The 24,189-nt window shown below is 43.4% G+C and carries 23 protein-coding genes and 2 pseudogenes; 14 read left to right on the top strand and 11 right to left on the bottom strand.

Annotated elements, in window-relative coordinates; translation table 11 throughout:
- Nucleotides 1-4: 4 nt before the first annotated feature.
- Nucleotides 5-655 (bottom strand): ParA family protein, encoded by a 651-nt coding sequence (locus GQR42_RS20750; protein ID WP_158201433.1) that lies wholly within the window; start codon nt 653-655, stop codon nt 5-7.
- Nucleotides 656-829: 174 nt separating this feature from the next.
- Nucleotides 830-2,302, bottom strand: coding sequence for an Asp-tRNA(Asn)/Glu-tRNA(Gln) amidotransferase subunit GatB (gene gatB / locus GQR42_RS20745; RefSeq protein WP_158201432.1), 1,473 nt, complete (start codon nt 2,300-2,302; stop codon nt 830-832).
- A 482-nt stretch (nt 2,303-2,784) separates the two neighbouring features.
- Here gatB and GQR42_RS20740 point away from each other — a divergent pair, with 482 nt between their 5' ends.
- The gene (locus tag GQR42_RS20740; RefSeq protein WP_158201431.1) at nt 2,785-4,314 is read left to right on the top strand and encodes a pyruvate kinase; all 1,530 of its coding nucleotides are present in this window, start codon (nt 2,785-2,787) and stop codon (nt 4,312-4,314) included.
- A gap of 111 nt (nt 4,315-4,425) precedes the next feature.
- Here the strand turns inward: GQR42_RS20740 and GQR42_RS20735 are convergent, their stop codons facing one another.
- A complete protein-coding gene (locus GQR42_RS20735; RefSeq protein WP_158201430.1) occupies nt 4,426-4,620 on the bottom strand; it encodes a hypothetical protein in 195 nt (64 codons plus the stop codon).
- Nucleotides 4,621-4,856: 236 nt separating this feature from the next.
- Here GQR42_RS20735 and GQR42_RS20730 point away from each other — a divergent pair, with 236 nt between their 5' ends.
- The 3 genes from GQR42_RS20730 to GQR42_RS20720 are packed head-to-tail and all read left to right on the top strand — an operon-like array spanning nt 4,857 to nt 7,334.
- Nucleotides 4,857-5,432, top strand: a complete 576-nt coding sequence (locus tag GQR42_RS20730) for a hypothetical protein (protein WP_158201429.1) — start codon at nt 4,857-4,859, stop codon at nt 5,430-5,432.
- A gap of 1 nt (nt 5,433) precedes the next feature.
- A complete protein-coding gene (locus GQR42_RS20725) occupies nt 5,434-7,113 on the top strand; it encodes a glycosyltransferase family 39 protein (RefSeq protein WP_158201428.1) in 1,680 nt (559 codons plus the stop codon).
- Between the two features lie 11 nt (nt 7,114-7,124).
- Nucleotides 7,125-7,334: a glycogen debranching protein gene (locus tag GQR42_RS20720; protein WP_158201427.1), complete on the top strand. Its 210-nt coding sequence runs from the start codon at nt 7,125-7,127 to the stop codon at nt 7,332-7,334.
- Nucleotides 7,335-7,439: 105 nt separating this feature from the next.
- On the opposite strand, the gene GQR42_RS20715 is transcribed toward GQR42_RS20720, so the two are convergent.
- The 5 genes from GQR42_RS20715 to rpmH form a co-directional block, all read right to left on the bottom strand.
- The gene (locus GQR42_RS20715; RefSeq protein WP_158201426.1) at nt 7,440-7,934 is read right to left on the bottom strand and encodes a Jag family protein; all 495 of its coding nucleotides are present in this window, start codon (nt 7,932-7,934) and stop codon (nt 7,440-7,442) included.
- On the bottom strand, nt 7,934-9,082 hold the full coding sequence (yidC, locus tag GQR42_RS20710; protein ID WP_158201425.1) for a membrane protein insertase YidC: 1,149 nt from the start codon (nt 9,080-9,082) through the stop codon (nt 7,934-7,936). Before yidC ends, GQR42_RS20715 begins: the two co-directional genes overlap by 1 nt.
- 84 nt (nt 9,083-9,166) lie before the next feature.
- Nucleotides 9,167-9,562, bottom strand: a complete 396-nt coding sequence (locus GQR42_RS20705; protein WP_158201424.1) for a PH domain-containing protein — start codon at nt 9,560-9,562, stop codon at nt 9,167-9,169.
- On the bottom strand, nt 9,552-9,914 hold the full coding sequence (rnpA, locus tag GQR42_RS20700; RefSeq protein WP_158201423.1) for a ribonuclease P protein component: 363 nt from the start codon (nt 9,912-9,914) through the stop codon (nt 9,552-9,554). Before rnpA ends, GQR42_RS20705 begins: the two co-directional genes overlap by 11 nt.
- 26 nt (nt 9,915-9,940) lie before the next feature.
- Entirely contained in the window at nt 9,941-10,078 is a 138-nt protein-coding gene (gene rpmH, locus GQR42_RS20695; RefSeq protein ID WP_002739276.1) for a 50S ribosomal protein L34, read from the bottom strand.
- A 90-nt stretch (nt 10,079-10,168) separates the two neighbouring features.
- On the opposite strand from rpmH, the gene GQR42_RS20690 reads away from it, so the two are divergent.
- From GQR42_RS20690 to GQR42_RS20680, 3 genes are all read left to right on the top strand, one after another.
- Complete coding sequence (locus tag GQR42_RS20690) at nt 10,169-12,133, top strand: amylo-alpha-1,6-glucosidase (protein WP_158201422.1); 1,965 nt, start codon at nt 10,169-10,171, stop codon at nt 12,131-12,133.
- A gap of 90 nt (nt 12,134-12,223) precedes the next feature.
- Complete coding sequence (locus GQR42_RS20685) at nt 12,224-12,883, top strand: HAD-IA family hydrolase (protein WP_158201421.1); 660 nt, start codon at nt 12,224-12,226, stop codon at nt 12,881-12,883.
- Between the two features lie 27 nt (nt 12,884-12,910).
- The gene (locus tag GQR42_RS20680) at nt 12,911-13,069 is read left to right on the top strand and encodes a hypothetical protein (RefSeq protein ID WP_158201420.1); all 159 of its coding nucleotides are present in this window, start codon (nt 12,911-12,913) and stop codon (nt 13,067-13,069) included.
- A gap of 31 nt (nt 13,070-13,100) precedes the next feature.
- On the opposite strand, the gene grpE is transcribed toward GQR42_RS20680, so the two are convergent.
- Nucleotides 13,101-13,823 (bottom strand): nucleotide exchange factor GrpE, encoded by a 723-nt coding sequence (gene grpE, locus GQR42_RS20675; RefSeq protein ID WP_158201419.1) that lies wholly within the window; start codon nt 13,821-13,823, stop codon nt 13,101-13,103.
- Between the two features lie 237 nt (nt 13,824-14,060).
- Nucleotides 14,061-14,237, bottom strand: coding sequence for a hypothetical protein (locus GQR42_RS20670; protein WP_158201418.1), 177 nt, complete (start codon nt 14,235-14,237; stop codon nt 14,061-14,063).
- 270 nt (nt 14,238-14,507) lie between these two features.
- Here GQR42_RS20670 and GQR42_RS29025 point away from each other — a divergent pair, with 270 nt between their 5' ends.
- The 7 genes and pseudogenes from GQR42_RS29025 to GQR42_RS20640 all read left to right on the top strand — a co-directional run bounded on the left by GQR42_RS29025 (nt 14,508) and on the right by GQR42_RS20640 (nt 21,360).
- Nucleotides 14,508-14,657, top strand: coding sequence for a hypothetical protein (locus tag GQR42_RS29025; protein WP_233271104.1), 150 nt, complete (start codon nt 14,508-14,510; stop codon nt 14,655-14,657).
- Between the two features lie 89 nt (nt 14,658-14,746).
- A pseudogene (locus GQR42_RS20665) lies at nt 14,747-15,298 on the top strand (type II/IV secretion system protein); the annotation flags it as partial.
- Between the two features lie 63 nt (nt 15,299-15,361).
- Nucleotides 15,362-16,500, top strand: a protein-coding gene (locus tag GQR42_RS20660; RefSeq protein ID WP_158199234.1) for an IS630-like element ISMae29 family transposase whose coding sequence is annotated in 2 segments (ribosomal slippage) — nt 15,362-15,794 and nt 15,794-16,500 — 1,140 coding nt in all. Because the reading frame shifts where the segments join, the coding sequence is not laid out codon by codon here.
- A 7-nt stretch (nt 16,501-16,507) separates the two neighbouring features.
- Nucleotides 16,508-17,986 (top strand): annotated as a pseudogene (locus GQR42_RS20655) (GspE/PulE family protein); the annotation flags it as partial.
- Nucleotides 17,987-18,138: 152 nt separating this feature from the next.
- On the top strand, nt 18,139-19,245 hold the full coding sequence (locus GQR42_RS20650) for a type IV pilus twitching motility protein PilT (protein ID WP_158201417.1): 1,107 nt from the start codon (nt 18,139-18,141) through the stop codon (nt 19,243-19,245).
- Nucleotides 19,246-19,514: 269 nt separating this feature from the next.
- Complete coding sequence (locus GQR42_RS20645; protein ID WP_158201416.1) at nt 19,515-20,729, top strand: type II secretion system F family protein; 1,215 nt, start codon at nt 19,515-19,517, stop codon at nt 20,727-20,729.
- A gap of 94 nt (nt 20,730-20,823) precedes the next feature.
- Nucleotides 20,824-21,360 (top strand): hypothetical protein, encoded by a 537-nt coding sequence (locus tag GQR42_RS20640; RefSeq protein ID WP_158201415.1) that lies wholly within the window; start codon nt 20,824-20,826, stop codon nt 21,358-21,360.
- A gap of 42 nt (nt 21,361-21,402) precedes the next feature.
- On the opposite strand, the gene GQR42_RS20635 is transcribed toward GQR42_RS20640, so the two are convergent.
- Entirely contained in the window at nt 21,403-23,973 is a 2,571-nt protein-coding gene (locus tag GQR42_RS20635; protein WP_158201414.1) for a TIGR03960 family B12-binding radical SAM protein, read from the bottom strand.
- Nucleotides 23,974-24,189 lie beyond the last annotated feature (216 nt).

Genomic DNA, 24,189 nt, shown 5'->3' with positions numbered 1-24,189 from the left:
AAATCTACCAATCCCGTTCTAATTCTTCGGCCACACGACGATAATCGGCACTGGCTTCTTGGGCATTTTTACCGCGCCAATTGGTAATAGCTACCCCGTCTAAAACGGCTTTTTCGTGGGCCTTATAATTTCTGACAAAAGCATGACAGGCAGGAATACCTAATTCTAATAAAGTATTTTGTGCTTCTAAAGTTTCCTTAAGACTACGGGAATCCACTTTCGTTAACAACACCCGATAGGAAATTCCTAGGGGTTTAACTGCCGTGCGTACCGTGTCAATTAAAGCCATTAAATCCATCGGTGCGGGAGGAGTCGGTAAAATTAAATAATCTGATTCTGCTATGACTGCGGTAAGTAATTCGGAACGCAAAGCTGGTGGTGTGTCAATCACGATCAGATCGTACTCGATAATTTGACGCAATTCTCCTAATTTCTCTGTATTAATTTGCTTGGCTAAATCAAATACCATACCCGCTTGATTTCTTTCTACCCACCAAGTGGAGGAACCCTGGGGATCCGCATCCACCAGCAAAACACGCTGATTCTGCCCCCAAATTGCCGCTAAATTGACCGCAGTGGTGGTTTTACCCACACCACCTTTACCGTTGACAACAGCGAGAATTTTCGGGCTATTAGGCTTTAATTGCGAGGTCATTTTCAGTTATCAGTTATCAGTTATCAGTTATCAGTTATCAGTTATCAGTTATCAGTTATCAGTTACCAGTTACCAGTTATCAGTTATCAGTTACCAGTTATCAGTTATCAGATTTGAGTTTTAAGTTCACTGATTACTGTTTACTTTTTACTGATCACTGATCACTGAATATAACTAACCAGAAAGTTTTTGATCTAAGATTTGGCTAGTTAATTTAGGATCGGCTTTACCGCCGCTTTTTTTCATGACTTGACCGACAAAAAACCCCTTAAGATTGGTTTTACCCGCCCGGAATTTTTCTAATTCGCTTGGATGGGAGGCGATAATTTCCTCGATCAGTTTTTCGATCGCAGAAGTGTCAGAAATTTGTATTAATCCTTTCTTTTCCACCAGTGCTTTGGGGGAACCGCCTTCGGTGAGAAGTTCCGGTAAAATTTCCTTAGCAATTTTGCCACTAATTGTTCCCGTTTCAATCAGTTTAACTAATTCCGCCAAGTCTGCCGCTTGCAGGGCAATTTCCGTGATCATCAGCTTATTATTATTCAAATAAGCGGCGATATCTTGACTGATCCAGTTAGCGACTAATTTCGCATTTGCCCCCGCAATTACCGCAGTTTCAAAATATTCAGCCACGGTGCGATCATCGGTTAAAACCCTGGCATCGTAGGGGGAAAGACCAAATTCTTCTTCATAACGACGACGTTTACGAGCGGGTAATTCCGGTAATTCTTCCGCCCAAGCTTTTAACTGTTCGGGGGAGACTTCTAGGGGGGGTAAATCCGGTTCGGGAAAATAGCGATAATCGCTAGAACCTTCTTTTTTCCGCATACTAATCGTCCGTTGAGTAGCTTCTTCCCAAAGACGGGTTTCCTGTACGATTGGTTCGCCATTTTCGATCGCTTCAATTTGTCGATCAATCTCGTATTCTATGGCTTTTTGGATAGCACTAAAGGAGTTCATATTTTTAATTTCTACCTTAGTCCCGAACTTTTTAGTGCCTTTTTTGCGAACGGAAATATTGACATCGCAGCGCAGGGAACCTTCCTGCATATTACCGTCACTGATGCCGAGATAACGCACTAAACGCCGTAATTCTTGGGCATATTCCGCCGCTTCGGTGCCGGTGCGTAAATCCGGTTCCGAGACAATTTCCAATAATGGTACACCTGTACGATTAAAATCCACGAGGGAATGGGTAGAACCGGAGAGACGTTCGCTGCCAGCATGAACCAGTTTTCCCGCGTCTTCTTCCATGTGCAGACGGGTAATGCCGATAATTTTGCGGCTAACTTCCTTAGTTTTTTTATCGACGATCTCGATTTCTAGTTGACCCTGTTCGACAATAGGGAGATCATACTGGGAAATTTGATAATTTTTCGGCAGGTCGGGATAAAAATACTGTTTGCGATCGAATTTGCTATGAGGTGTAATTTTACCATCGATAGCTAATCCCAGTTTAACGGCACTGACCAGGACTTCTTGGTTAAGGACGGGTAATACCCCCGGATAACCCAAACAGACGGGACAGACGTTAGTATTGGGGGGACTATCGAAGTTGGTGGGACAGGAACAAAATATCTTGCTTTTGGTGTTGAGTTGACAGTGGGTTTCTAAACCGATAATTGCTTCGTATTCAGTGGCAGACATATTTTCTCGCTCTCGCCGACACAGGAATGATCTGTTTACTTATTATAGTCGCGATTCTGGAGCATTCCCTCCCTTCATAAAACTTAATACTGTAGTTACTAATCACTTTATGCACCTTTAATATAGCTCAAAAAAGATAATTTATTCAGCCAATGTACGCCATTATTTTAATAATATCAAAGGCATAATACAGGGAAGCTTATCGATAATTTTTCACCGATAAACCTAGCTTTTCTAGTATCGACCACCCACCACCGACTCCCCAAAACGAAAACTTCCCACCTCACCATGAAGATAACCGCCACAAATCGTAGCAAAAATTAACTTCTAGAGGCGGGATATTTGCTTAGTATAGAAACAGAGAGATTATGCCTGAGAACTGACCCCATAACCAGCCAAAAGCAATATAAGCGGCGACAGTGATCATTTTCTAGGCGAGTATTGCCTTAGTAATTGACGATTTTTACTTTTTACTTAATTTTATGTCTTTAACTCTCTCAGAACAACTCAAACGAGAACAATTATCCTATCCCCAAACTCTCCTCCATCATCTACAAAAGTTACGGCATTTTGTGACAGTGGAAGGAGAAGAAAAATTGCAGCAGTGGAAAAACCTGATTGAAAAGGAGAATTTTCAACCTAGCACCCGTAATTTAGCCTATTATCTCGCCCTGAGACAAGAAGATATCCGGGATTTACAATTAGCTTTAATGCCCTGGGGATTATCTTCCCTAGGCCGGATTGAATCGAAAGTTTTACCGACTCTCGATGCGGTAATTGCCACTTTAGGGGCGGTTTGTCATCAAGAAGCCTCATTATTGCCCAAACATCCCCCTTTAGAGGCATTTTTCCAAGGAGATCAACTTTTAGCCTCCCATAGCGCCGAAGTTTTCGGTCTGCCTTCCCCCCGGCGTCGGGTGCGAATTATGGTGACAATGCCGACGGAGGCGGCAACCGACCCCAATTTTATTGCTCAATTACTGCGTTGCGGAATGGACTGTATTCGCATTAATTGCGCCCATGATGGCCCGAAAGAATGGCAGGGAATGATCGAAAATCTGCGCGAGGCGGTCAAAAATCCCGAAAATTTAGTCAATGGACATACCTGTAAGGTTTATATGGACTTAGCTGGCCCAAAAATCCGTTTAGAAGAGATTTTAGCCCCCCAGTCCCAAACCAGACTATATCAGGGGGATTTTCTGCTCTTAACTCCCCAACCGCCCCATACTGCCCATCCCCAGTATTTTCAGGCTAATTGTTCCCAACCGGAGATTATTCCCCAAATTCCCGTCGGGGCGAAAGTTTGGATTGATGATGGTCATATTGGGGCTGAAGTTATTGCCATAATGCCGGAAGGTCTTTTACTAAAAATTACCCACGCTAGGGAGAAAGGAGAAAAACTCAAAGCAGATAAAGGCCTAAATTTCCCCGATACCGTCTTAAATATCGATCCTTTGACCGCAAAAGACCGGCAGGATTTAGATTTTATTGCCAAAAATGCCGATATTATCGGTTACTCTTTTGTACAAAAAGCCAGCGATATCGAGACACTACAGCTAGAGTTACAAAGTCGTTTGGGGGATGCTTGGCGACAAAAGGCAATTGTGGCCAAAATAGAAACACCTTTAGCCGTGAAAAATCTTCCCGAATTAATCATCCATGCCGCCGGTAAACAACCTTTTGGGGTGATGATTGCCCGGGGTGATTTGGCCGTAGAAATTGGCTATCAAAGACTCGCAGAAATTCAAGAGGAAATTCTCTGGTTATGCGAAGCGGCCCATATTCCGGTAATTTGGGCTACCCAAGTCCTAGAAAATCTGGTCAAGAAAAGTATTCCTTCCCGGGCCGAGATTACCGATGCCGCTATGGCCGAAAGAGCCGAATGTGTCATGCTGAATAAGGGGGAATATATCCGGGAAGCGGTGACAATTCTCGATGATGTTTTACAAAGAATGCAGACCCACCAAGCTAAAAAAACACCCCAATTACGCGCTCTCCATTCTTGGGTTTAAGTAGTTTCAGTTATCAGTTATCAGTTATCAGAGAATCAGTTATCAGAGAATCAGTTATCAGTTATCAGTTATCAGTTATCAGTTATCAGTTATCAGAGAATCAGAGGCAGATTAACGCATATTATTGACTGCACCGCTAACCAAACCAGCGCTAACATAGCGACCATAACCATCAAGACGGTTTTGTTGAGCGATTCGGGAGGGATTATTGATGAGATCGGCAACTCCCACACCCATCATCACCACGGAGATAACTGCGATTAAGTAGTTACGGACAAAAGTTGGATTTTGGTGGCCCGCTAACATGGTTGTTACCTCTCTTTCCTGTCGATAACCTTAGAATACGAGAGGGTTTGGGGTGATGTCAGTCCCATAATTCCGGGTGACAGAAGTGGAAAAAAGTGGAATCCACAGACAAGCTATGATTTTTTGTCGATTAGAATCGGGAAATAGGGAATCGGGAACAGGAAAAGGGCAATATTCGTCGTCAATCTGGTTAAATAATCGGTAAATTACCCAAAAACTCACATATTCTCGAGAATATGACCTTAGAAACAGCGATTATGACCATAAAATTTCTCTGGCCTTTAGTTTTAGGATTATCTATTGTTATTATTGACAATGGGCAATATTTGAGAGCAGAAACGGTAACTTTAAGCGCCAGTGAACGGCAACAACTGCGATCGCTAGATGCTAAGATTATTTTACCTAACTATATCCCTCCCGGATTTCGGGCCAGCGAGATTAAAATCCTCGCAGAAGAGGGGAAAGGATACGCAGTCCTCTTTGAAAATGCCGAGAATAGCTGTTTTTTGGTGGAAGGAATTGAAAACGTCAGGGGCGATGATGGTTTAGAATTAGAGGGAATCCTAGCGCTCAATTCCCCACTATTTGGAGAAGGATACTGGCTCAATTATGGTACACCCAAAAACTCGGAATTAAGGCAACAATTCCCCGAACCTGATTTGTATTCCGATTGGATGAAAATGGGAGAATATTTTTATCGTCTCAGTGGGGCATTAATTGCCCGGGAGGAGTATGATTATCCTAATTGCCGTCAAGATATTTCACCGGCGGAAGCAGTTAAAATAATCGAATCTTTTGGAGATAACAATTAAATTGAATTTATCTACAGTCATTTCTGATCTACAACAAAGAAGCAAGGAGCGGTTAGCTTGGTCTGATTTTTGCTGGTTAGGATTAGTAATAATTTTGGGACTGGTTATTAGGTTAACACAATTAACGAGTAAACCTCCCTGGACGGATGAATTTGCCACTATGGTTTTTAGTATTGGCAATAATTACCAGATAGTGCCGTTAAATCAAATAATTTCCCTAGACACTTTATTAGCACCTCTCCAGAGCAACCATCAGGCAACTATTGGCGATGTAATTAAATTAGTTATTCAGGAGGACAATCATCCACCTTTATATTTTATTTTCGCCTATCTCTGGAATAAATTATTCTTTGATCAGGGAGAATATGTATCTTTAGACGGAATGCGATCGCTGGCAGTATTTTGGGGAGTTATTTCGATTCCTCTAATTTATTTTATCAGTAAATTGGTCTTTAAATCCGGCTCGATCGCTTTTCTAGCGGCGATTTTAATGGCGGTTTCTCCCTACGGGGTTTTTATCTCCCAAGAAGCGCGACATTATACTTTAGCAGTTGTATTTGTCCTCATATCTTTAGGCTGTTTTCTGAGGGCAAGCAGCAAAATTATCTACCGTCAGAGAATATCCCATACTTTGGTTTTTTTCTGGTTAATTGTCAACTGTCTAGGGTTATTAGTCCACTATTTTTTTAGTTTAACTATCCTCGCAGAGGCAATAACTTTATTATTAATTTTATCCAATCAAATCAAACAAAAAAACTTTTGGATAACTAATTGGTGGCGTTTAAGTTTAGTTTTTTGGGGTAACTTGAGCTTTATTATTATTTGGTTTATCAGCTTTGTACCCAAAGATTATGGCAATCAGATGACCGGTTGGATTCAGAGAGACAATGATAGTTTTTTAGCCGTAATTAGCCCCTTTTTTCAATTACTGGGAACATTAATAACTATGCTTTCCCTGCTCCCCGTTGAATCAGAATCTTTAATAATTATCTTGATTTCTGGGGCAATAATGATCGGGTTTTTTCTCTGGATTATCCCACAATTAAAAACAGCGTGGCTAGACTCCTATAAACCAGAGTTAGGGATTCTCTCGGCATTTTTTCTCAGTTCCATTGCTATTTTCTTTGTCATCACCTATCTGCTCTCGATCGATATTACCCGGGGAGCTAGATATAGTTTTGTTTACTTTCCCTCGGTAATTTTAATTCTGGCAATTTTATTAGATAATTGTTGGCAAAGGAAGCAGAAAAGAATAGTAATTGTTGTCATTATTATGGCTTTAGTTAGTTCCCTAAGTGTGACTTTGAATTTAGGCTATCGCAAGTATTATCGGCCAGATAAATTAGTTACCACTATCGAAAATAATAGCCGTTATCCGTTAGTAATTGCCACTAGCTATAGGAGTTTGGTGCAGGTGGGAGAAATGATGGGAATTGCTTGGGAATTTAACCAAAGATTTCCCGATAAAACCCCTAAGTTTCTCTTAGTTAACCCAGAACAAAAGCCAAATTTTAATCTGTCATCTTCTCCCCCTTTTGAATTATGGTTAATCAATTTCCATTCTTCAATAGATTTATCGGACTGTCAACTCTCAGAGTTATCCTCCAATTATGTAACAGGTTATCAATATCAAAAGTTTCTCTGTGGGCGATCGATGGAGTATAATAATAAAGTTAAGTAGGGCCATTAACTATGATTATTTGGGTAAATGAACAGATTGATCCCTGCGGTTTAGTACAAGCTTGTATTGCCTGTCAAGACGAACAAGCGGCAAAAGATTGTCATCAAAGTTGGTTAACCAGTCTTACGGACGAACAAAAACAAACGGGGTGGGTAGCAGTTTTAAGAACCGTAGAATCCTGGGATGATGTACCAGTAAATGCTCTGAAGTTAAGTTATTAACTCTCCTGCAACAATCAAAAATCTTCCGTTAGGTGAAGAAACTCCGAGACAGGAGATATCTGCCTAAAATAAAAAAGAGGGCAGGTTTTACCCCACCCTTCGATCTTATTTTAAACGAATTACTAACCGGCGATCGGGTTCCACGCCGCGACTTTCCGTGGTTAAATCGTTTTCTTCCTGAAAAAAGGCATGGATTTGGCGACGTTCCGCCGAAGATAGGGCTTTTAATTCTATTTCCTGTCCTGTTTGCCGCACTTGCGTCGCCGCTTGATTCACCCAGTCGAAAAGTTCTGACTGTCTTTGTTGACGATAGCCATTGATTTCGACAATATAGAACTGATGTTCTGCCGACTCGACACCAATATTCAGAATCGTATTAGCTAGGGATTGAATCGCATCCAGTCCCTCACCCTTATTAGCGAGGAGAAGTTCCACTTGTTGGGGACTCAATTGACTGCTATCAATAATTAACCAACAGGAGGAAGGCCCCGTTCCCAATTCCTGCACACCAATCTGGACATCTGCGGGCATGGCCATCAACTTTAGCAGTTTTTCCAGCCATTGTTTAGCGTTCTCGCTATTTTGCTCCCATATACTCATTACGATGTTTTTTCCTTTTTCTTGCTAGAACGTTTTTCAAAGGGGAGAGCATCGCGGGATTTTTCCGTTTTTTCCTGTTCCGCTACCAATTTTTGCAGGTTTTCCGGTAACGGTTCCCGCATCAAAATCACCGTTTGAATAGTTTGGAAGATGTTCGCAGTTAAGATATACATCAATACCCCCGCCGGTAAGGGGAAAAACAGGAACATCATACTAAAAATTATCGGGGTGATTTTATTCACCGTTTGCTGTTGTTGGGCTGCCCCCCCCGAAGGCGCGCCGGCGCCGGATAACTCTTGGTTAACATAGATACTAATACCGAAAGCGATCACCATCGCCAAGATATCCCAGTGAATTTCACCATTCGCACCGGTTGCCCCAATTCTTCCCAGCGCCTCAATAAAGAGAAAACCCGTATTAGCGGCAATCCCCGGCACGATAACTTTAATACTGGCATCTCCGGGGGCTAAAGCGACGATGGAACCGTCTTCATTAACTTGCACCAGTTCTTGACCTTTAACCACCTCGTAGGTGGGGTTTAGGTTATTTTCTGGTGCTTCCGTGGCTAATTGACTTAAAGACTTGCCCTGGTCGTTTTGCAGGTCGATTGTTAGCTGTTCTCCCGGGGCGATTTTATTGCCTTGGGGTAAAAAAGCGGTGATGGGATAGTGGAGAGACTCGTCAATATAAACGTTTTGGGGTTTGGTGGCATAGGGTTGGCGCTGGACGAGGGCGATTTGTTCCCTTGGCAGCACTTGTAAATCGACGGTGTAGTTAATGTCCGAGAAGGGGGAACCCCGCAGAGTGGCAAATAAAGCCAAAAGAATCGGCATTTGTAATAACAGGGGTAAACAACCGGCCAGGGGATTGCCCAACTCCTGCATTAATTTGCCCATTTCCTCCTGTTGTTTTTGGGGGTCATTTTTGTAGCGTTGTTGAATTTCTGTCTGTCTTTCCTTCATTAAGGGTTGAGTGATGCGCATTTTTCTCATATTGCGAATCTGGCCGGCGCTGAGGGGAAAGACGGCAAATCTGACCACCAGCGTTAAAGCAATGATGGCGAAACCGTAACTATGGACAATCCGAAAGAAAAAATCTAGGATTGGCAACATGATATTTGTGGAAATAAATCCGACTCCAAAATCCATGGGTTTAATCTATGCCTTCTCGTTTAATGGGGGTTCACTTTGACAAATCTAATTTATCGAATCGCGGCGATCGATTATTTTGTTTTATTGACTGATGATCGATTCTAGGGGACGACCGGTTTTATCGGCGACTCTTTCGGCAATATAGTCATGAATTTCCCGGAATTGCGGCATCGCGCGCATTTCTAAACGACTTCTATCCTTGAGAGTTACGACAATATCCCCCCAAAGACCAATTCCTCTCGGCATTTTTGCCACTTTTGCCACTTCTGAATAGATAATATCTGTGCGATCGCGTCCCATCCAACCCCCGGTGATTGAAATCCGCCGATCGGTTATCTTATATCTTAACCAGATTGCCCGCACCACCGCCCCAACGGTCAAAGGTAAACAAATCACTGTAAATCCTAGGAGTATATTGATGATTAGGTCGCCGATGTGCGGACCGCCTTCATAAAAAGTTTCTTCTTTAATGCCCATGAATTATATTGGCCTTCACTAACAACTGCTTTAATTCTCGCAAAAAATGTTCATAATTGCACTCGATCGCCTCGGGACGGATAATGATTATCCCTCGCCATCCTGTCGCTATTTCTGGCAATAACTGCCGAATTACCGCTCTTATTTGCCTTTTTAGTCGATTACGAACCACCGCTTTTTTACTAACTTTCTTGCTAATCGAAATACCAAAACGACTGGGAAGAGGCTTATCCTGGCTAGGATCCTCTAAACTAATTAAGGTTAAGTGGGAACCGTGATAACGCCTCCCTTTTCCATAGACAGCTTGAAAATCCTGTCGATGTTTTAAGCGGTGAACTTGGGGTAATCCCACGAAAATTAGTCGGTTCCCAGAATAACCTAAACACTTAAACGATAGCGCCCTCTTTTCCGACGAGCTTTAATCACTTTACGTCCGTTGACGCTCCGCATTCTCGCTCTAAATCCGGAAGTGCGCTTCTGTTTGCGCGTGGTTCCTTCTAAAGTACGTTTACTCACTGCCGATTTTCCTCCTTAAGATAGAGTTACTCTATAGATATAAAGACACAATTTTTGATTATAACAAAATTACTAGGAATTTGGAAGCTCATGGTCAAGCTCCGTTTCGGTCGGGATATCTGTAATTGTCTTCCGGTGGCTGAAAAGCGCGAATGGTTAGTCACTAATGGTATCGGTGGTTTTGCTGCGGGAACCGTGGCCGGATTGCTAACTCGCTGTTATCATGGCCTCTTGATCGCTGCTTTGGCTCCACCGACGAAAAGAACGCTTCTAGTGACTAAAATCGATGAATCGGTACAATATAACCAGAAAATTTATCATCTGGCCAGCAATCGCTGGTTAGGTGGTACAGTCGAACCGCAAGGCTATATTAATATCGAAAGTTTTCATCTGGAAGGGACAATTCCCGTCTGGACTTTTATCTGTGGGGATGCCTTACTAGAAAAGCGTATCTGGATGGAACAGGGAGAAAATACCACCTATACTCGCTATACCTACCTTCGCGGCAATTCTCCTTTAACCCTGAATCTGACTGCTTTTGTCAATTATCGTGATTTTCACGGCAATACCCAGGGTTTTAACTGGCAAATGGCTATTAGTCCCCTAGAAAAAGGAGTCAGAGTGATTGCCTATGACCATGCTGTACCTTTTTATCTATTAATCAGTCAAGGACAGGTTTTCTGCGCTCATATCTGGTATTATCGCTTTGATTTGGCCGTGGAACGTTATCGTGGTTTAATCGATCGGGAAAATCATCTCCATGCTGCCAGTTTTTCGGCTACTCTCAAAGTGGGAGAATCGGTGACAATTGCCGCTAGTACCCGTCCCGATCCGAATTTAAACGGTCAATCTTCTCTAGAGTCTCGCTATCGCTACGAGAATAGTCTGATTAATCCCCAGCAGCCTCAATGGATTCAACAACTGACCCTCGCTGCCGACCAGTTTATCGTTAGTCGTCCTCTCCGGGATCAACCGGACGGCAAAACGATAATCGCAGGTTATCCTTGGTTTGGTGATTGGGGTCGCGATACGATGATCTCCCTAAGAGGATTAACTTTGACTACAGGCAGACCTGCGATCGCCCGTCAGATTTTACTAACTTTTTCCCGTTATCTAGACTGGGGTTTATTGCCCAATTTACTGCCCGATGGGGGAGAAATCCCTGAATATAACGCTGTCGATGCTATTCTTTGGTATTTTGAAGCCCTTCGTTCCTATTTTAACCAAAGCCAAGATTTTGAGTTTCTCCGAACTATTTATCCCGCTTTAACGGAAGTGATCGCTTGGTTTCGTCGCGGTACTCGCTACAATATTCACCTAGATGACGATGGTTTGATCTATGCCGGGGAAGCGGGAGTACAATTAACTTGGATGGATGCCAAAGTTGATAATCTAGTGATTACTCCCCGCATCGGCAAACCCGTAGAAATTAATGCCCTTTGGTTCAATGCCCTAAAAATTATGGGTCATTTTGCCCAGTATTTGGGCATGGATGCTACTGATTACGAAAAAATGAGAGAAATGACCTTAAAAGGGTTTTCTCGCTTCTGGGACGATTCTCTAGGGTATTGTTACGATGTTTTGGATACGGACAAGGGTAATGATGCCAGTTTACGACCGAATCAACTTTTTGCCGTGTCTTTGTCGGTGGAGGAGTTATTAAATTCCCCACAGAAAAAGGCCATTGTCGATATTTGTACTGTAAAACTTTTGACTTCTCGCGGCTTGCGATCGCTAGATGCCGATCATCCTGATTACCGTGGCGTTTACAGTGGCGATCGCTTAAAAAGAGATAGTGCCTACCATCAGGGGACAGTCTGGGGATGGTTATTAGGGGCATTTATCGAAGCCCATCTAAAAGTCTATCGCGATCCCATCCTGGCTGAGAGTTTTTTAACACCGATGATCGACCATCTTCGGGATAGCTGTATCGGTAGTTTAAGTGAAATTTTCGATGGTAATGCCCCTTTTACCCCGAGAGGTGCTTTTGCCCAAGCATGGACGGTGGCAGAGGTATTAAGGGTTGGGCAAGTGATCCGAGAATTTCGGCCATAATCCTTTAAAATGAGCAATTGTTAGGTGTGTTAGGCCACCTAAAGGACCGACCCTAAAAACCTCAGTTCGACCGTTATAGACAAAACTCTCATGCAGAAACCGCAAGTTATTTTTCTCGATGCTGTGGGTACTCTTTTTGGGGTAAAAGGCAGTGTCGGAGCAATTTATAGCCAAATAGCGGCGGATTTTGGGGTAGAGGTGGCTGCAGAGAGTCTAGAACAATCTTTCTTGGCTATTTTCCCCAATTCTCCACCCCTAGCTTTTCCTGATGTTGAACCGGCACAAATTCCTCAGTTAGAGTATCGCTGGTGGCGATCGCTGACTGGGGCAGTTTTTAATAAATTAGGTTATCTGGAAAGATTTCCCGATTTTGAGGCTTTTTTTGGCGAACTTTATCATCATTTTGCCACGGCCGAGCCTTGGGTGCTGTACGAGGATGTCATTCCCGCTTTAAGACTCTGGCAGATTCAGGGGATCGAGTTGGGCATTATTTCTAATTTTGATAGTCGTATCTACCAAGTTTTGGCAGAATTAGGCTTAGAATATTTTTTTCGATCGATCACGATTTCTTCCCATGCAGGAGTCGCTAAACCCGATCCTGAAATTTTTCAAATCGCCCTGCAAAAACATGATTGTTCCCCCGCACAAGCTTGGCATATTGGCGATAGTAAAAAAGAGGACTACCAAGGAGCAAAAACCTTGGGTATAGAAGCATTTTTAATTAAAAGATCAATAGGGTTGGCTGAATAAATCTAAAAACCTTGTTGGATAATATCTTTGGCTCTTATGGGTAAAATCCTACACCCCACACCCCACACCCCACACCCTGCCCCCACGAAAAACTTTTTGCCGCAAACCCTAGGTAAAGAGAGAAAAAGTCTTTCAGTGGGAATAGGGGATAGGGAGGGAATACAGGCCCTACCAGCTAATACCTAGCCCTCAAACCAGTTTAATCCCCATCGGGATTTTAGACGGATTCCTGTGATGGAATGGAAGTAGATTCTAACTGATCGGCGTTAGGCTCCGCCTCTTTGGGGGCGGCCACTTTTACCAAAGCATGACGCAAAACCTGTTCTCCGAGAGTGTATCCTCGCACTAACTGCTCCACCACCGTGCCTTCGGGATGTTCATCGGTGTAATGCCGCATCATCGCTTCGTGGTAGGTGGGGTCAAAGGGTTGACCTTCTGGACGCATGGGGGAAACGCCTAAACGCTTGAGACTGTCCACTAAGGTTTTATAGACTCCTTGGTAACTCTTGTGAATACCCATCTCGCCATCATTAGCCGGTTTAATTTGAGTACGGGCGCGCTCAAAATTATCCACCACGCCAAGAATTTCCATCAGGGTTTTGCCCTTGATTTTTGTTTCCATTTCCTCTTTTTCCTTGGCTGTGCGTTTGCGAAAATTGTCGAACTCGGCCGCTAGAGTGATATAGCGTTTCTTGTAGGCATCAACCTGTTGGGTTTGCTCCTCTAACTGCTGTTTGAGAGTATCAATTTCCTCTTGTAGAGCATCGATAGTCATGGAGCCTAGAAAGGAAAATTCCTCGCTAGAGGCGGCCCGGTCCGTCACCGTTTTGACTTCATCGGTGACACTGGTTTCTGATTCAGTTGCAAGGGATTCAGGGGAATTAGGAAAGGATTCTTGGTTTTCGTCGAAAATTGCTGAGGTATTTGGTTCTGCACTCATAGTATACAATTTTAGTGGGGAATTTGGCAATATATGACCATTTACTGCTAATTTTGGTCTTTAAGTACCAGCTAATAATCAAGGTTTAACCCTTAATGTAACATTTTGTGGACAATATCCGTAACTAGATCTAGGAGTCGGTCGTCGGTCTTGAATCAGTTATCAGTTATCAGTTATCAGATGTGAGTTATCAGATGTGAGTTTTCAGTTCACTGATTGCTGTTTACTGTTCACTGTTTACAGCAAAAAACTCCCCACTTCCCCACTTCCCCATCTCCCTGCTCCGGCGCGCCCTTCTCTGGCGCTCCCCTGCAATCTTAACGAGTAATTTAGATAGGGTATGCTGAAAAAGTTTCTCGTGGGGGTAGGGTGTGGGGTGTGGGGTGTAGGGTGTAGGGTTTTACCAATTTTCATCTGGTCAATTACCTAATTTTCAGAGAAAAAGTCCCTGAATTTTCCCCCCGATCCCCGCAATGGCTGGCACTTTTTGAGGGTAAAAAAGTCTAAAAGTCCTATCCAACAAGGTTTTTAGATTTATTCAGCAGACCCTAGATAGGGTTGGCTGAATAATGGTAAAACCCTTTTAAAATAAGGCTTTTGACCTGTTAAAATCCGATGTTCATGCTGCGAAAATAGGATTGGGACTTTCAAAAACCTGGCATTATCCTTCTTATAGTACATAGCTTGGTACAAAAAAAACAAGGGCAACAAAGCCTGAAACGACCGGCTACTGACTCGGAGACTCGGAGACTCCTACCCCCACCGAAAAACTTTTTGCCGCAAACCCTAGATAGTCAACAGGTTAGCAGCGGTCCGAGCGACCCCGATAGATAATCGGTGATCTAGAAAAATTTTTGCTAGAATGCAATTTTACCAGTAGAATTGGGAACATTTAAGGGTAGTGGAGAGGTTCAGAATCTTCTATGACATTTTCTTCCAAGAAAACCCGTGCCGTTGCCCTACGCAACTACTTTTCCCCCTTTGGTAACAAGTTGGTGCAGTCGGGCTATATCGGTGCCGAGCAAATGCAACAGGCCCTAGTGGAAACACGGAAATCGGGACGATCGCTAGTAGAAATATTACAAAAACTAACCGGGCGCCCTTTGCCCCCGGATTTACAGCGACAGTATAAGAAAAACCAGTTATTTGAATTAAAAATTCTTTACGGAGTCGAATCGATCGACCCCGAATTAACCGATTTGGATGGACTGGAAATAGCCCGATTGATCGATTCTTTGATTCCGATCGATCTTTGTCGTCGCTATCGTCTCATCCCCCTGCGAAAGATCGAAGGAGAGCCAGCCGCGATTTTGATAGCCATGGTCGATCCCGACAACCTAGAGGCTACCGACGATATCAATCGTATCCTCCGCCCCAGGGAGTTAGGTTTACAGCGTTTGGTGATTACCAGCGAAGATTATGAAAGATTACTGGAAAAATTCCACTCGGCTCAATCGGAGCTAGTAGAGCATCAATTTTGTTTTGAGGGATAAAAAAAGAGCTAATCTGGAAGAAGTTATCCAACTTCAGACAAAAAAATGCCGAAGAAAAAATATATTGTAGATCTAACAGACTCCGAAAGAACTGAACTCGAGCAGCTAACCAAGAAAGGAAAAATAGCAGCTTACAAAATGAACCATGCCAGAATACTACTTTTAGCAGACATCAATCAACAGGAAGGTGGTTGGACTGACTCGAAAATTAGTGAAGCCTTAAATGTTGCTCAAGCCACCATTGAGAGAGTACGACAAAGATTTGTCGAGTCAGGAATTGAATCATCATTAACTCGAAAAAAGCAAGAACATCGCCGTGCCAAAATTATCGATGGGGAAAAGGAAGCATATCTGATTGCCATCGCTTGTAGTGAAACACCAACGGGACGAGCAAAATGGACACTTCAAATGCTGGCAGATAAAATGGTCGAACTTGAATATGTGGAAAAAATATCACGAGAAACCATCAGAAAAACCTTAAAAAAAATGAATTGAAACCATGGCTGAATCAATCATGGGTCATTCCCCCAAAAGAATCAGCGGAGTTTGTCTGTGCGATGGAAGATGTCTTGGATATTTATCATAGTGAGTATGACCAGCAAAATCCTTGGCTGTGTTTTGATGAGAGTTGTAAACAATTAGTCAAAGAAACAAAAGAGAAAATACCAGCCGAACCGAGAGAACCAGAAAGGTATGACTATCAATATGAGCGTAATGGTGTAGCCAATATGTTTATGTTTTTTGAACCATTACAAGGTTGGCGACATGTAGAAGTTACACAACAAAGGACGGCGAGCGATTATGCACACCAAATGAAATATTTAGTTGATGAGCGTTATCCCGATGCCCAGAAAATTAGAGTAATTCAAGACAACTTAAATACTCATGTAAAAGCCTCATTATATAAAGCCTTTGAACCGGAAGAGGCCAAGAGAATTTTAGATAAACTCGAATTTCATTACACTCCCAAACATGGCAGCTGGTTAAATATGGCAGAAATTGAGTTGAGCGTTTTGAATCGTCAATGTCTCGATCGTCGTATCCCAGACATGGATAGTTTAAAACAAGAAATTAAGGCATGGGAAGAAAATCGAAATGAAAAGTCAAATTCAGTTGACTGGAGATTTACTACTGCTGATGCTCGTATTAAGTTAAAAAAACTCTATCCCTCAATTCAAACTTGACAGACTACTAGAACAGGAAAAAGCCCGACTCCAAAAAGAAAAAGAACTGGAAAAACTCTCGGATCTCACCGATATTGTCGGCAATATTGATGTGGCCTCCGGGAGTGCTAACGATGAAGTGGCCGATGATCTCGGAGAAGGGGAAGCTAATCAAGCTCCCGTCATCAACCTCGTCAATAAAATTCTAGCTAAAGCCCTACAGGAAGGGACTTCCGATATTCACATCGAACCCCAAGAAGAATTCCTGAAAATTCGCTTTCGCAAAGATGGAGTTCTTCATCAAGCTTTTGATCCACTGCCGAAAAAAATTACCCCGGCGGTCACTGCCCGTTTTAAAATCATGGCCGATCTCGATATCGCCGAACGTCGTCTTCCCCAAGATGGTAAAATTCGGCGGGTGTATCGAGGGCGGAAAGTGGATTTTCGGGTTAATACCCTGCCCAGTCGCTACGGGGAAAAAGTCTGTTTACGGATTCTCGACAACTCGGCTACCCAGTTGGGTTTAGATAAACTGATCACCGCTCAAAAGACTCTGCAAATCGTCCGAGACTTGGCCAGTCATCCTTTTGGTCTGTTGCTGGTTACAGGCCCCACCGGTTCGGGGAAATCCACCACTTTATACTCGGTGTTAGCCGAAAGAAATCACCCTGGGGTCAATATTAGTACCGCCGAAGACCCGATCGAATATTCTCTACCAGGCATCACCCAGGTGCAGGTAATTCGCGAAAAAGGCATGGATTTCGCCTCGATTTTGCGGGCATTCATGCGACAAGACCCGGATGTGATTCTGGTGGGAGAAACTAGGGACAAGGAAACGGCCAAAACAGCGATCGAGGCCGCCTTAACCGGTCACTTGGTCCTAACTACCCTACACACCAACGATGCCGCAGGTGCGATCGCTCGTCTCGATGAGATGGGGGTTGAACCGTTTATGATTTCTGGTTCTCTCTTGGGAGTCTTAGCCCAGCGTCTCGTGCGGCGCGTCTGTACCGAGTGTCGGCTCGCCTATCACCCCAGCCAAGAGGAATTGGCCCGTTTTGGTCTTGCCGCCGCCAATGAACGGGAAGTGACCTTTTATAAGGCTAATACCCTAACCATAGAAGAAATTCAACAGGCACGAAAACAGGGCAATCTCTGCGTTAAGTGTAGCGGCAGCGGTTATAAAGGTCGCGTCGGTGTCTATGAGGTAATGCAGAATAGTGAACGACTACAGCAGTTAATTAACCAAGGGGCAACCACCGATCGCATTAAGGAGGCGGCCGTCGATGAGGGCATGGTGACACTCCTAGCCTACAGTTTAAATCTGGTGCGCGAGGGTTACACCACCCTCGAAGAAGTGGAACGGGTGACATTTACCGATTCTGGTCTGGAAGCGGAACTAAAAGCCAAACGGAAAAGCGGTTTAATCTGTCGTGGTTGTCGCGCCGAACTACAACCAGAATGGCTCGATTGTCCCTATTGTATGACACCGCGATTTAGTAATTAAGACAGTTTTTCAGTTATCAGTTATCAGTTATGAGATTTGAGTTTTAAGTAAGGAGTATTAAGTGAGTAGTCTTAAATAGCACTTTCCCAATGTCTTTTCAATAGTTACTGGTTACTGTTCACTGATTTTACCTTATAGATGGGGTTTAACTTATGGAATTAATGATCGAAGATTTAATGCAACAATTGGTCGAGATGGGCGGTTCCGATATGCACATTCAGTCTGGTGCGCCGGTCTATTTTCGCATTAGTGGCAAACTCGCCCCGATTAATCAAGAATCTTTAACCCCGCAAGATTGTCAGAAATTGATTTTTAGTATGCTCAATAATACTCAAAGAAAAGAGTTAGAGCAGAATTGGGAATTAGACTGTTCATACGGGGTGAAAGGATTGGCAAGATTTAGGGTCAATGTTTATAAAGAAAGGGGGGCTTATGCAGCTTGTTTACGGGCTTTGTCCTCTAAAATTCCTAACTTTGAACAATTAAATTTATCAGAAGTAGTGCGGGAATTATCGGAAAGACCGAGGGGATTAATTCTCGTAACTGGGCAAACAGGTTCAGGTAAAACTACCACTTTAGCGGCAATTTTAGACTTAATTAATCGGACTCGTTCCGAGCATATTTTAACTGTAGAAGATCCAATTGAATACGTTTTCCCTAATATAAAAAGCCTGTTTCACCAACGACAAAAAGGAGAAGATACCAAGAGTTTTGCTAACGCATTAAGAGCCGCTTTACGGGAAGATCCTGATATTATCCTTGTGGGAGAAATGCGGGATTTAGAAACAATTAGTTTGGCAATCACGGCGGCGGAAACCGGTCACTTAGTCTTCGGAACCCTACACACTAGCTCGGCAGCGGGAACAGTGGATCGGATTATTGACGTTTTTCCTGCTAACCAACAGGCACAAATTCGCGCCATGTTATCCAATTCTCTACTAGCAGTTTTTAGTCAAAACCTAGTCAAGAAAAAAAATCCTAAACCGGGGGAATTTGGTCGGGCAATGGTACAGGAAATCATGGTGGTAACTCCAGCGATCGCCAACCTAATACGCGAAGGAAAAGCCCCCCAAGTCTATTCAGCAATTCAAACGGGAATGAAGTTAGGAATGCAAACCATGGAACAGGGATTAGCTAATTTAGTTGTTAGGGGTGTTGTCTCGTTGGAAGAGGCCATTTCTAAAAGCGGCAAACCCGATGAATTACAACGTCTTATCGCTGGGGCCAGCGCTAACGCTAAAACTAAAGCCCGGATTTAATACTAAATCCTGTTTAAGTATCTAAGCACAATTAATTACACATCTAAGCCACTACTCCGTCAGACTGCTGCTGCGATCAGTAAACAGTGAACTGAAAACTCAAATCCGATCCCTAATAGCTGTATCCCGTCTCCCGTCTCGGAGTCTCGACTAGGAAATTAATTTTGCACGACTACTTATGGGAGAGTGGGAAGTGGGAAGTTTTTTGCTGTAAACAGTGAACTGATAAATGATAAATGATAACTGATAACTGATAACTGATTTGTCCTATGCCTACTTTTGTCGCACAAGTTAAAAGCAGCTCTGGAAAAGTTTTCCAAGAGAAAGTTGAAGCTATGTCTCCCGAACAGGCCCGGATGATGCTGAAGGCGAAATATGCCGCCGTCGGTAAAGTCAAAAAAGCGGTAGGAGAGATCGATCTTTCTGGTTTAAAGTTGATGTTTACGAGCATTTCCATCAAAGATAAAGCGGTTTTTTCCCGTCAATTTTCGGTGATGATTAATGCTGGTGTGGCGATCGTGAGATGTTTGGGAGTTTTGGGGGATCAATGCGGTAACCTCAAGATGAAAAAAGCCCTGCAAGCGATTAGCGCTGAGGTACAGCAAGGGAGTCCGTTATCGGAAGCGATGGCCAAACATCCCGAATGTTTTGATGAACTTTATGTCAGTATGGTCGAAGCTGGAGAGACGGGGGGGGTACTCGATGAAGTGCTGAACCGTCTCTCGAAACTTTTGGAAGATATGGCCCGCTTGAAAAACCAGATTAAATCGGCGATGACCTATCCAGTAGCGGTGGGAATTTTGGCGGTAATTGTGTTTTTCGGGATGACGATCTTTTTAATTCCAGTATTTGCGAAAATTTTCATCGATTTAAAGGTGCCACTACCGGCCTTAACGCAATTTATGCTCTTTTTAAGTAGTGTGATGCGTAGTTGGTTAATTTTAATTCCGATTGTTACCATTGCTGCCACGGTTTTTTTACTACGTCGCTATTACAAAACCCCGATCGGTCGTCTACAAATTGACCACTTTTTCCTTAAAATGCCTCTTTTTGGTGATTTGAATGAAAAGTCGGCTGTGGCTAGATTTTGCCGGGTTTTTGGGACTCTGACCCGTTCTGGTGTCCCGATTTTAAGTTCCCTCGACATCGTTTCTAATACGGTGGGTAATCAGGTAATTGCCAATGCGATCGCCGGTGCCAAGGCGGAAATTCAACAGGGGGGAATGATGAGTTTGGCCCTACAAAAAGCCAATGTTTTCCCACCTTTGGCGATTCAAATGATTAGTATTGGCGAGGAAACGGGAGAATTAGATGCCATGATGATGAAAGTGGCGGATTTCTACGAAGATGAGGTGGAACAGGCCGTTAAAGCTTTAACCAGTATCATTGAACCTTTGATGATGGTTGGTGTTGCGGGGATGGTGGGAATTATTCTTCTGTCTATGTACCTGCCCATGTTTAAAATCTTCGATGCCTTGGGATAAGTTGATCAGTGATCAGTGATCAGTGACTATTGCCAGTAGCTTGAAATCAGCAAGATTTTAATTTTCATCTCCTTTTACTTGATTAGGTGAATCTGTGTCTTACGAAACTTTATTAGCGGAATACAGCTGTCGTGAGGGGGCGATCGAATTATTGCGACAATATCGCCCTTATTTAGAGTTAATTCCTAGTCTGCGTCGTCCTGAAGAGAGTTTAATTACTATTCCCTTGCCCTTGGTCAGAATTCGTCCATCTTCTGCCCTGGAATCTAGAAAGACGGTACAATTAGCCTGTGATTTGGTTATTCTGATGTGTGATCCAGAATGGAAAATTAAATTAGGTTCAGAAATCCTGATTTTTATCCATCGTCCGGGGGAAGATTTCTCTGATTTGTTGAAACGCTGGCGCGAAACCCAAATATGTTTAGATAAAGAATATGAATGGTTAATGCCCCCCAGAGAACAACATATGTTTAGTGAAGGTGCAGAAAAAATTCATCCTTTATTTGTGGTTTTTGATCAAACGGCCGAGAGAATAAAAAAGGGTTTAAGAGGGGCTTTTTTACCGATGGTTGTTCAAAATTATCGGCCAGCTTTGATTGATGATTCCTTAGAATTAGTCGATCAAGATTAGCTGACTCTCTGGGGTTAGTATAAAGGGAACAGTTGACGATGGTTAAGCCCCTAAAATCAAGCGCTGACGATGGCAATTAAGCAGCGAAATTTCTTGGCCAGAAACCCTTTCTAACATCTCGACGATATGATCGGGCTGCAGTAAAGTGCCATCATTGCGACAACTGCCCACATAGCACAAAACGGCTTGTTTGTCAACAGTTTTTAACTCTAATTCATATAATTGTTCTCGCAGATTAATCGTGACTTTTTTGCCGGATTTGGTGGTTTTTTCCCGTTCCATCACCGTTGCTTGCTTAATTGCCTCGAGCCAATTTTGCCACTGTTGGCAGTCAATTCCCTCACTATTAAAAGTGAGCAAATACTCGGCTTTTTCTAACAAACGGGTGGCAGCTGGGGCATTTAAGGGAATTTCTTCCACCTGATAAACCGGTAAATCTGCGGGTAATTGCGCTCTTAATTGCTGTTTAAACCTCTCTAAATCCATCACTTTTGTCAATTCAAAATCGACAATCTCACCGCTACTGGTTGCTCCCAAGGATAAGGCATTTGCGATCGAAATTCTCGGACCGGGGTGAAATCCACCGGTAAAGGAAATGGGAATAGCAGCCCGACGGACGACGCGATCAAATAAACGCACCAGATCTAAGTGGCTAACTAGAGCTATTTCGCCAATTTTGCCAAACCAAACCCGAATTCTTTGGGCGCGTTCTTGATTAGGTTGAAAATGTCCGGCAAAAGCGGGAATCGTAGGCGCTTCAATAACGATATTATGACCAAAATCGACGCTACAAACGCCACAATGGGAACAACCCTCAAAAGAACAATCGGGGACTGTTGCCGCCTCTAGAGCGCGTTTTAAGTCCTCCTGGAGCCATTTTTTATCGATACCGGTATCCAGATGATCCCAGGGCAAAGGACGCTCTAAAATATCTTTGTCTGCATCGGCAAAAATATTCCATTCTCCCTGTTCTACCTGACGATATTTCCAAGTTAAACCGGATTCTTCGATCGCCTGTGACCATGCTTGATAGGCTTTTTCTGTATTATCCCACCAAGCATCCATCCCGGCTCCCAATTGCCAAGCGCGCAGCACCACTTTCCCTAAACTTCTGTCACCGCGACCGATAAAATCTTCCATGGCCGAGATGCGGACATCGGTATAATTGACTTTTACCCCTCTCATACCTTGGAATTCCTGTCTTAATAACTCCTGTTTGCGGATAAATTCGGCCGTCGAGACGGAATGCCACTGGAAGGGGGTATGAGGTTTGGGCGTAAAATTAGAGATAGTTAGGGTAAAATCGAGGGGTTTCCGCTTCGGTAAACGACATTCCCGACGCAACCAGCGCAGCGTTTCCGCGATACCAATCACATCCACATCGGTTTCCCCGGGCAAACCGATCATAAAATAGAGTTTGACCTTATCCCAACCCTGTTCGACGGCAGTTTTTATCCCTCTGAGTAATTCTTCGTTGGTTAACCCTTTGTTAATCACATCGCGCATTCGTTGGGTTCCCGCTTCCGGTGCAAAGGTTAAACCTGATTGACGATTGCCCCCAATTATGTTAGCAATATTTTCGTCAAAGCGATCGACTCTTTGACTGGGTAAGGATAGAGAGATATTCTCATTCTGGAGACGGTTTTTAATCTCCATACCCACAGCAGGTAAAGCTAGATAATCGGAGCAGCTGAGAGATAATAAAGAAAATTCGTTATATCCCGTCGCTCGCATTCCTTTTTCAATCGATTCGATTACTGCTTCCGGTTGCACATCCCGTGCGGGACGGGTTAACATCCCCGGTTGACAGAAACGACATCCCCTAGTGCAACCGCGACGAATTTCCACCACCAGGCGATCGTGAACTGTTTCCACGAAGGGAACTAAACCGATAGAATAGGCTGGGATGGGAGTGGCTACCCGGCGTAAAATTCTTTTCGGTACATCGTCACGATTGGGGATAACTGCACCCCCTGGGGTGACATCGTAGAAACGCGGCACATATACCCCCGGAATTTGGGCTAAATCTAGTAATAGTTCTTCTTTGCTTAGATTAGCTAGTTTACCTTCTTCTAAAATTAAACCGATTTCTGGCAATAATTCTTCGCCATCACCAAGGGCGATAAAATCAAAAAAGTCGGCGTAGGGTTCGGGGTTAGAGGTGGCAGTTTGTCCCCCGGCAAAAATTAGCGGATAGTTACCTGAGTCTCTTGCTCTCCAAGTCAAGGGAATTGCCGCTAAGTCGAGCATTTCTAAAATATTGGTGGCTCCTAGCTCGTAACTGAGACTAAAACCCAGAATATCAAAATCGGTGAGGCAACGACGGGATTCTAGGGCAAATAAGGGGGTTTTTGTCTGTTTGAGTTTTTGGGCTAAATCCGGTGCGGGTAAATAAGTGCGATCGCAGAGTTGGCGGGGTTGAGCATTGAGGATATTGTAGAGGATAATATGGCCGAGGTTAGATGCCCCCACTTCGTACACTTCTGGATAGGTTAACACCCAACGAACCACCGCACTTGCCCATTCTTTATGTTTAGCACCTAACTCGTTGCCCAAATAACGCGCTGGTCGAAAAATGTCGGGGGTGAGCAGTTGGTCTAAAGCAATAGTCACGGCAATCTACCTCAGATATCTTCAGCAATGGGTGCTTTTCTACTATAGCAGCCAGAATCGAGTCAGTTATCAGTTATCAGTTATCAGTTATCAGTTATCAGTTATCAGTTATCAGTTATCAGTTATCAGTTATCAGTTATAGTCATTTCAGATAAGTCTGATACAGTCTAGACCGACAAAATCCTTATGAACTCTGGGATTGATATTCTCAATCTT

This window comes from Microcystis aeruginosa FD4 (assembly GCF_009792235.1).
GTDB classification, from domain to species: domain Bacteria; phylum Cyanobacteriota; class Cyanobacteriia; order Cyanobacteriales; family Microcystaceae; genus Microcystis; species Microcystis viridis.
The sequence above is the reverse complement of the archived record's forward strand: the minus strand, read 5'-3'. Positions and strand labels throughout refer to the sequence as shown.

What these genes read in the sequence shown, in the direction of transcription:
- gatB (WP_158201432.1), bottom strand. Translation starts at nt 2,302, where the DNA reads ATGTCTGCCACTGAATACGAAGCAATTATCGGTTTAGAAACCCACTGT.
- GQR42_RS20735 (WP_158201430.1), bottom strand. Translation starts at nt 4,620, where the DNA reads ATGTTAGCGGGCCACCAAAATCCAACTTTTGTCCGTAACTACTTAATC.
- GQR42_RS20690 (WP_158201422.1), top strand. Translation starts at nt 10,169, where the DNA reads ATGGTCAAGCTCCGTTTCGGTCGGGATATCTGTAATTGTCTTCCGGTG.
- GQR42_RS20670 (WP_158201418.1), bottom strand. Translation starts at nt 14,237, where the DNA reads ATGAAAATTGGTAAAACCCTACACCCTACACCCCACACCCCACACCCT.
- yidC (WP_158201425.1), bottom strand. Translation starts at nt 9,082, where the DNA reads ATGGATTTTGGAGTCGGATTTATTTCCACAAATATCATGTTGCCAATC.
- GQR42_RS20685 (WP_158201421.1), top strand. Translation starts at nt 12,224, where the DNA reads ATGCAGAAACCGCAAGTTATTTTTCTCGATGCTGTGGGTACTCTTTTT.
- GQR42_RS20645 (WP_158201416.1), top strand. Translation starts at nt 19,515, where the DNA reads ATGCCTACTTTTGTCGCACAAGTTAAAAGCAGCTCTGGAAAAGTTTTC.
- GQR42_RS20740 (WP_158201431.1), top strand. Translation starts at nt 2,785, where the DNA reads ATGTCTTTAACTCTCTCAGAACAACTCAAACGAGAACAATTATCCTAT.
- GQR42_RS20715 (WP_158201426.1), bottom strand. Translation starts at nt 7,934, where the DNA reads ATGAGTATATGGGAGCAAAATAGCGAGAACGCTAAACAATGGCTGGAA.
- GQR42_RS20750 (WP_158201433.1), bottom strand. Translation starts at nt 655, where the DNA reads ATGACCTCGCAATTAAAGCCTAATAGCCCGAAAATTCTCGCTGTTGTC.
- GQR42_RS20650 (WP_158201417.1), top strand. Translation starts at nt 18,139, where the DNA reads ATGGAATTAATGATCGAAGATTTAATGCAACAATTGGTCGAGATGGGC.
- GQR42_RS20720 (WP_158201427.1), top strand. Translation starts at nt 7,125, where the DNA reads ATGATTATTTGGGTAAATGAACAGATTGATCCCTGCGGTTTAGTACAA.
- grpE (WP_158201419.1), bottom strand. Translation starts at nt 13,823, where the DNA reads ATGAGTGCAGAACCAAATACCTCAGCAATTTTCGACGAAAACCAAGAA.
- GQR42_RS20730 (WP_158201429.1), top strand. Translation starts at nt 4,857, where the DNA reads ATGACCTTAGAAACAGCGATTATGACCATAAAATTTCTCTGGCCTTTA.
- GQR42_RS20705 (WP_158201424.1), bottom strand. Translation starts at nt 9,562, where the DNA reads ATGGGCATTAAAGAAGAAACTTTTTATGAAGGCGGTCCGCACATCGGC.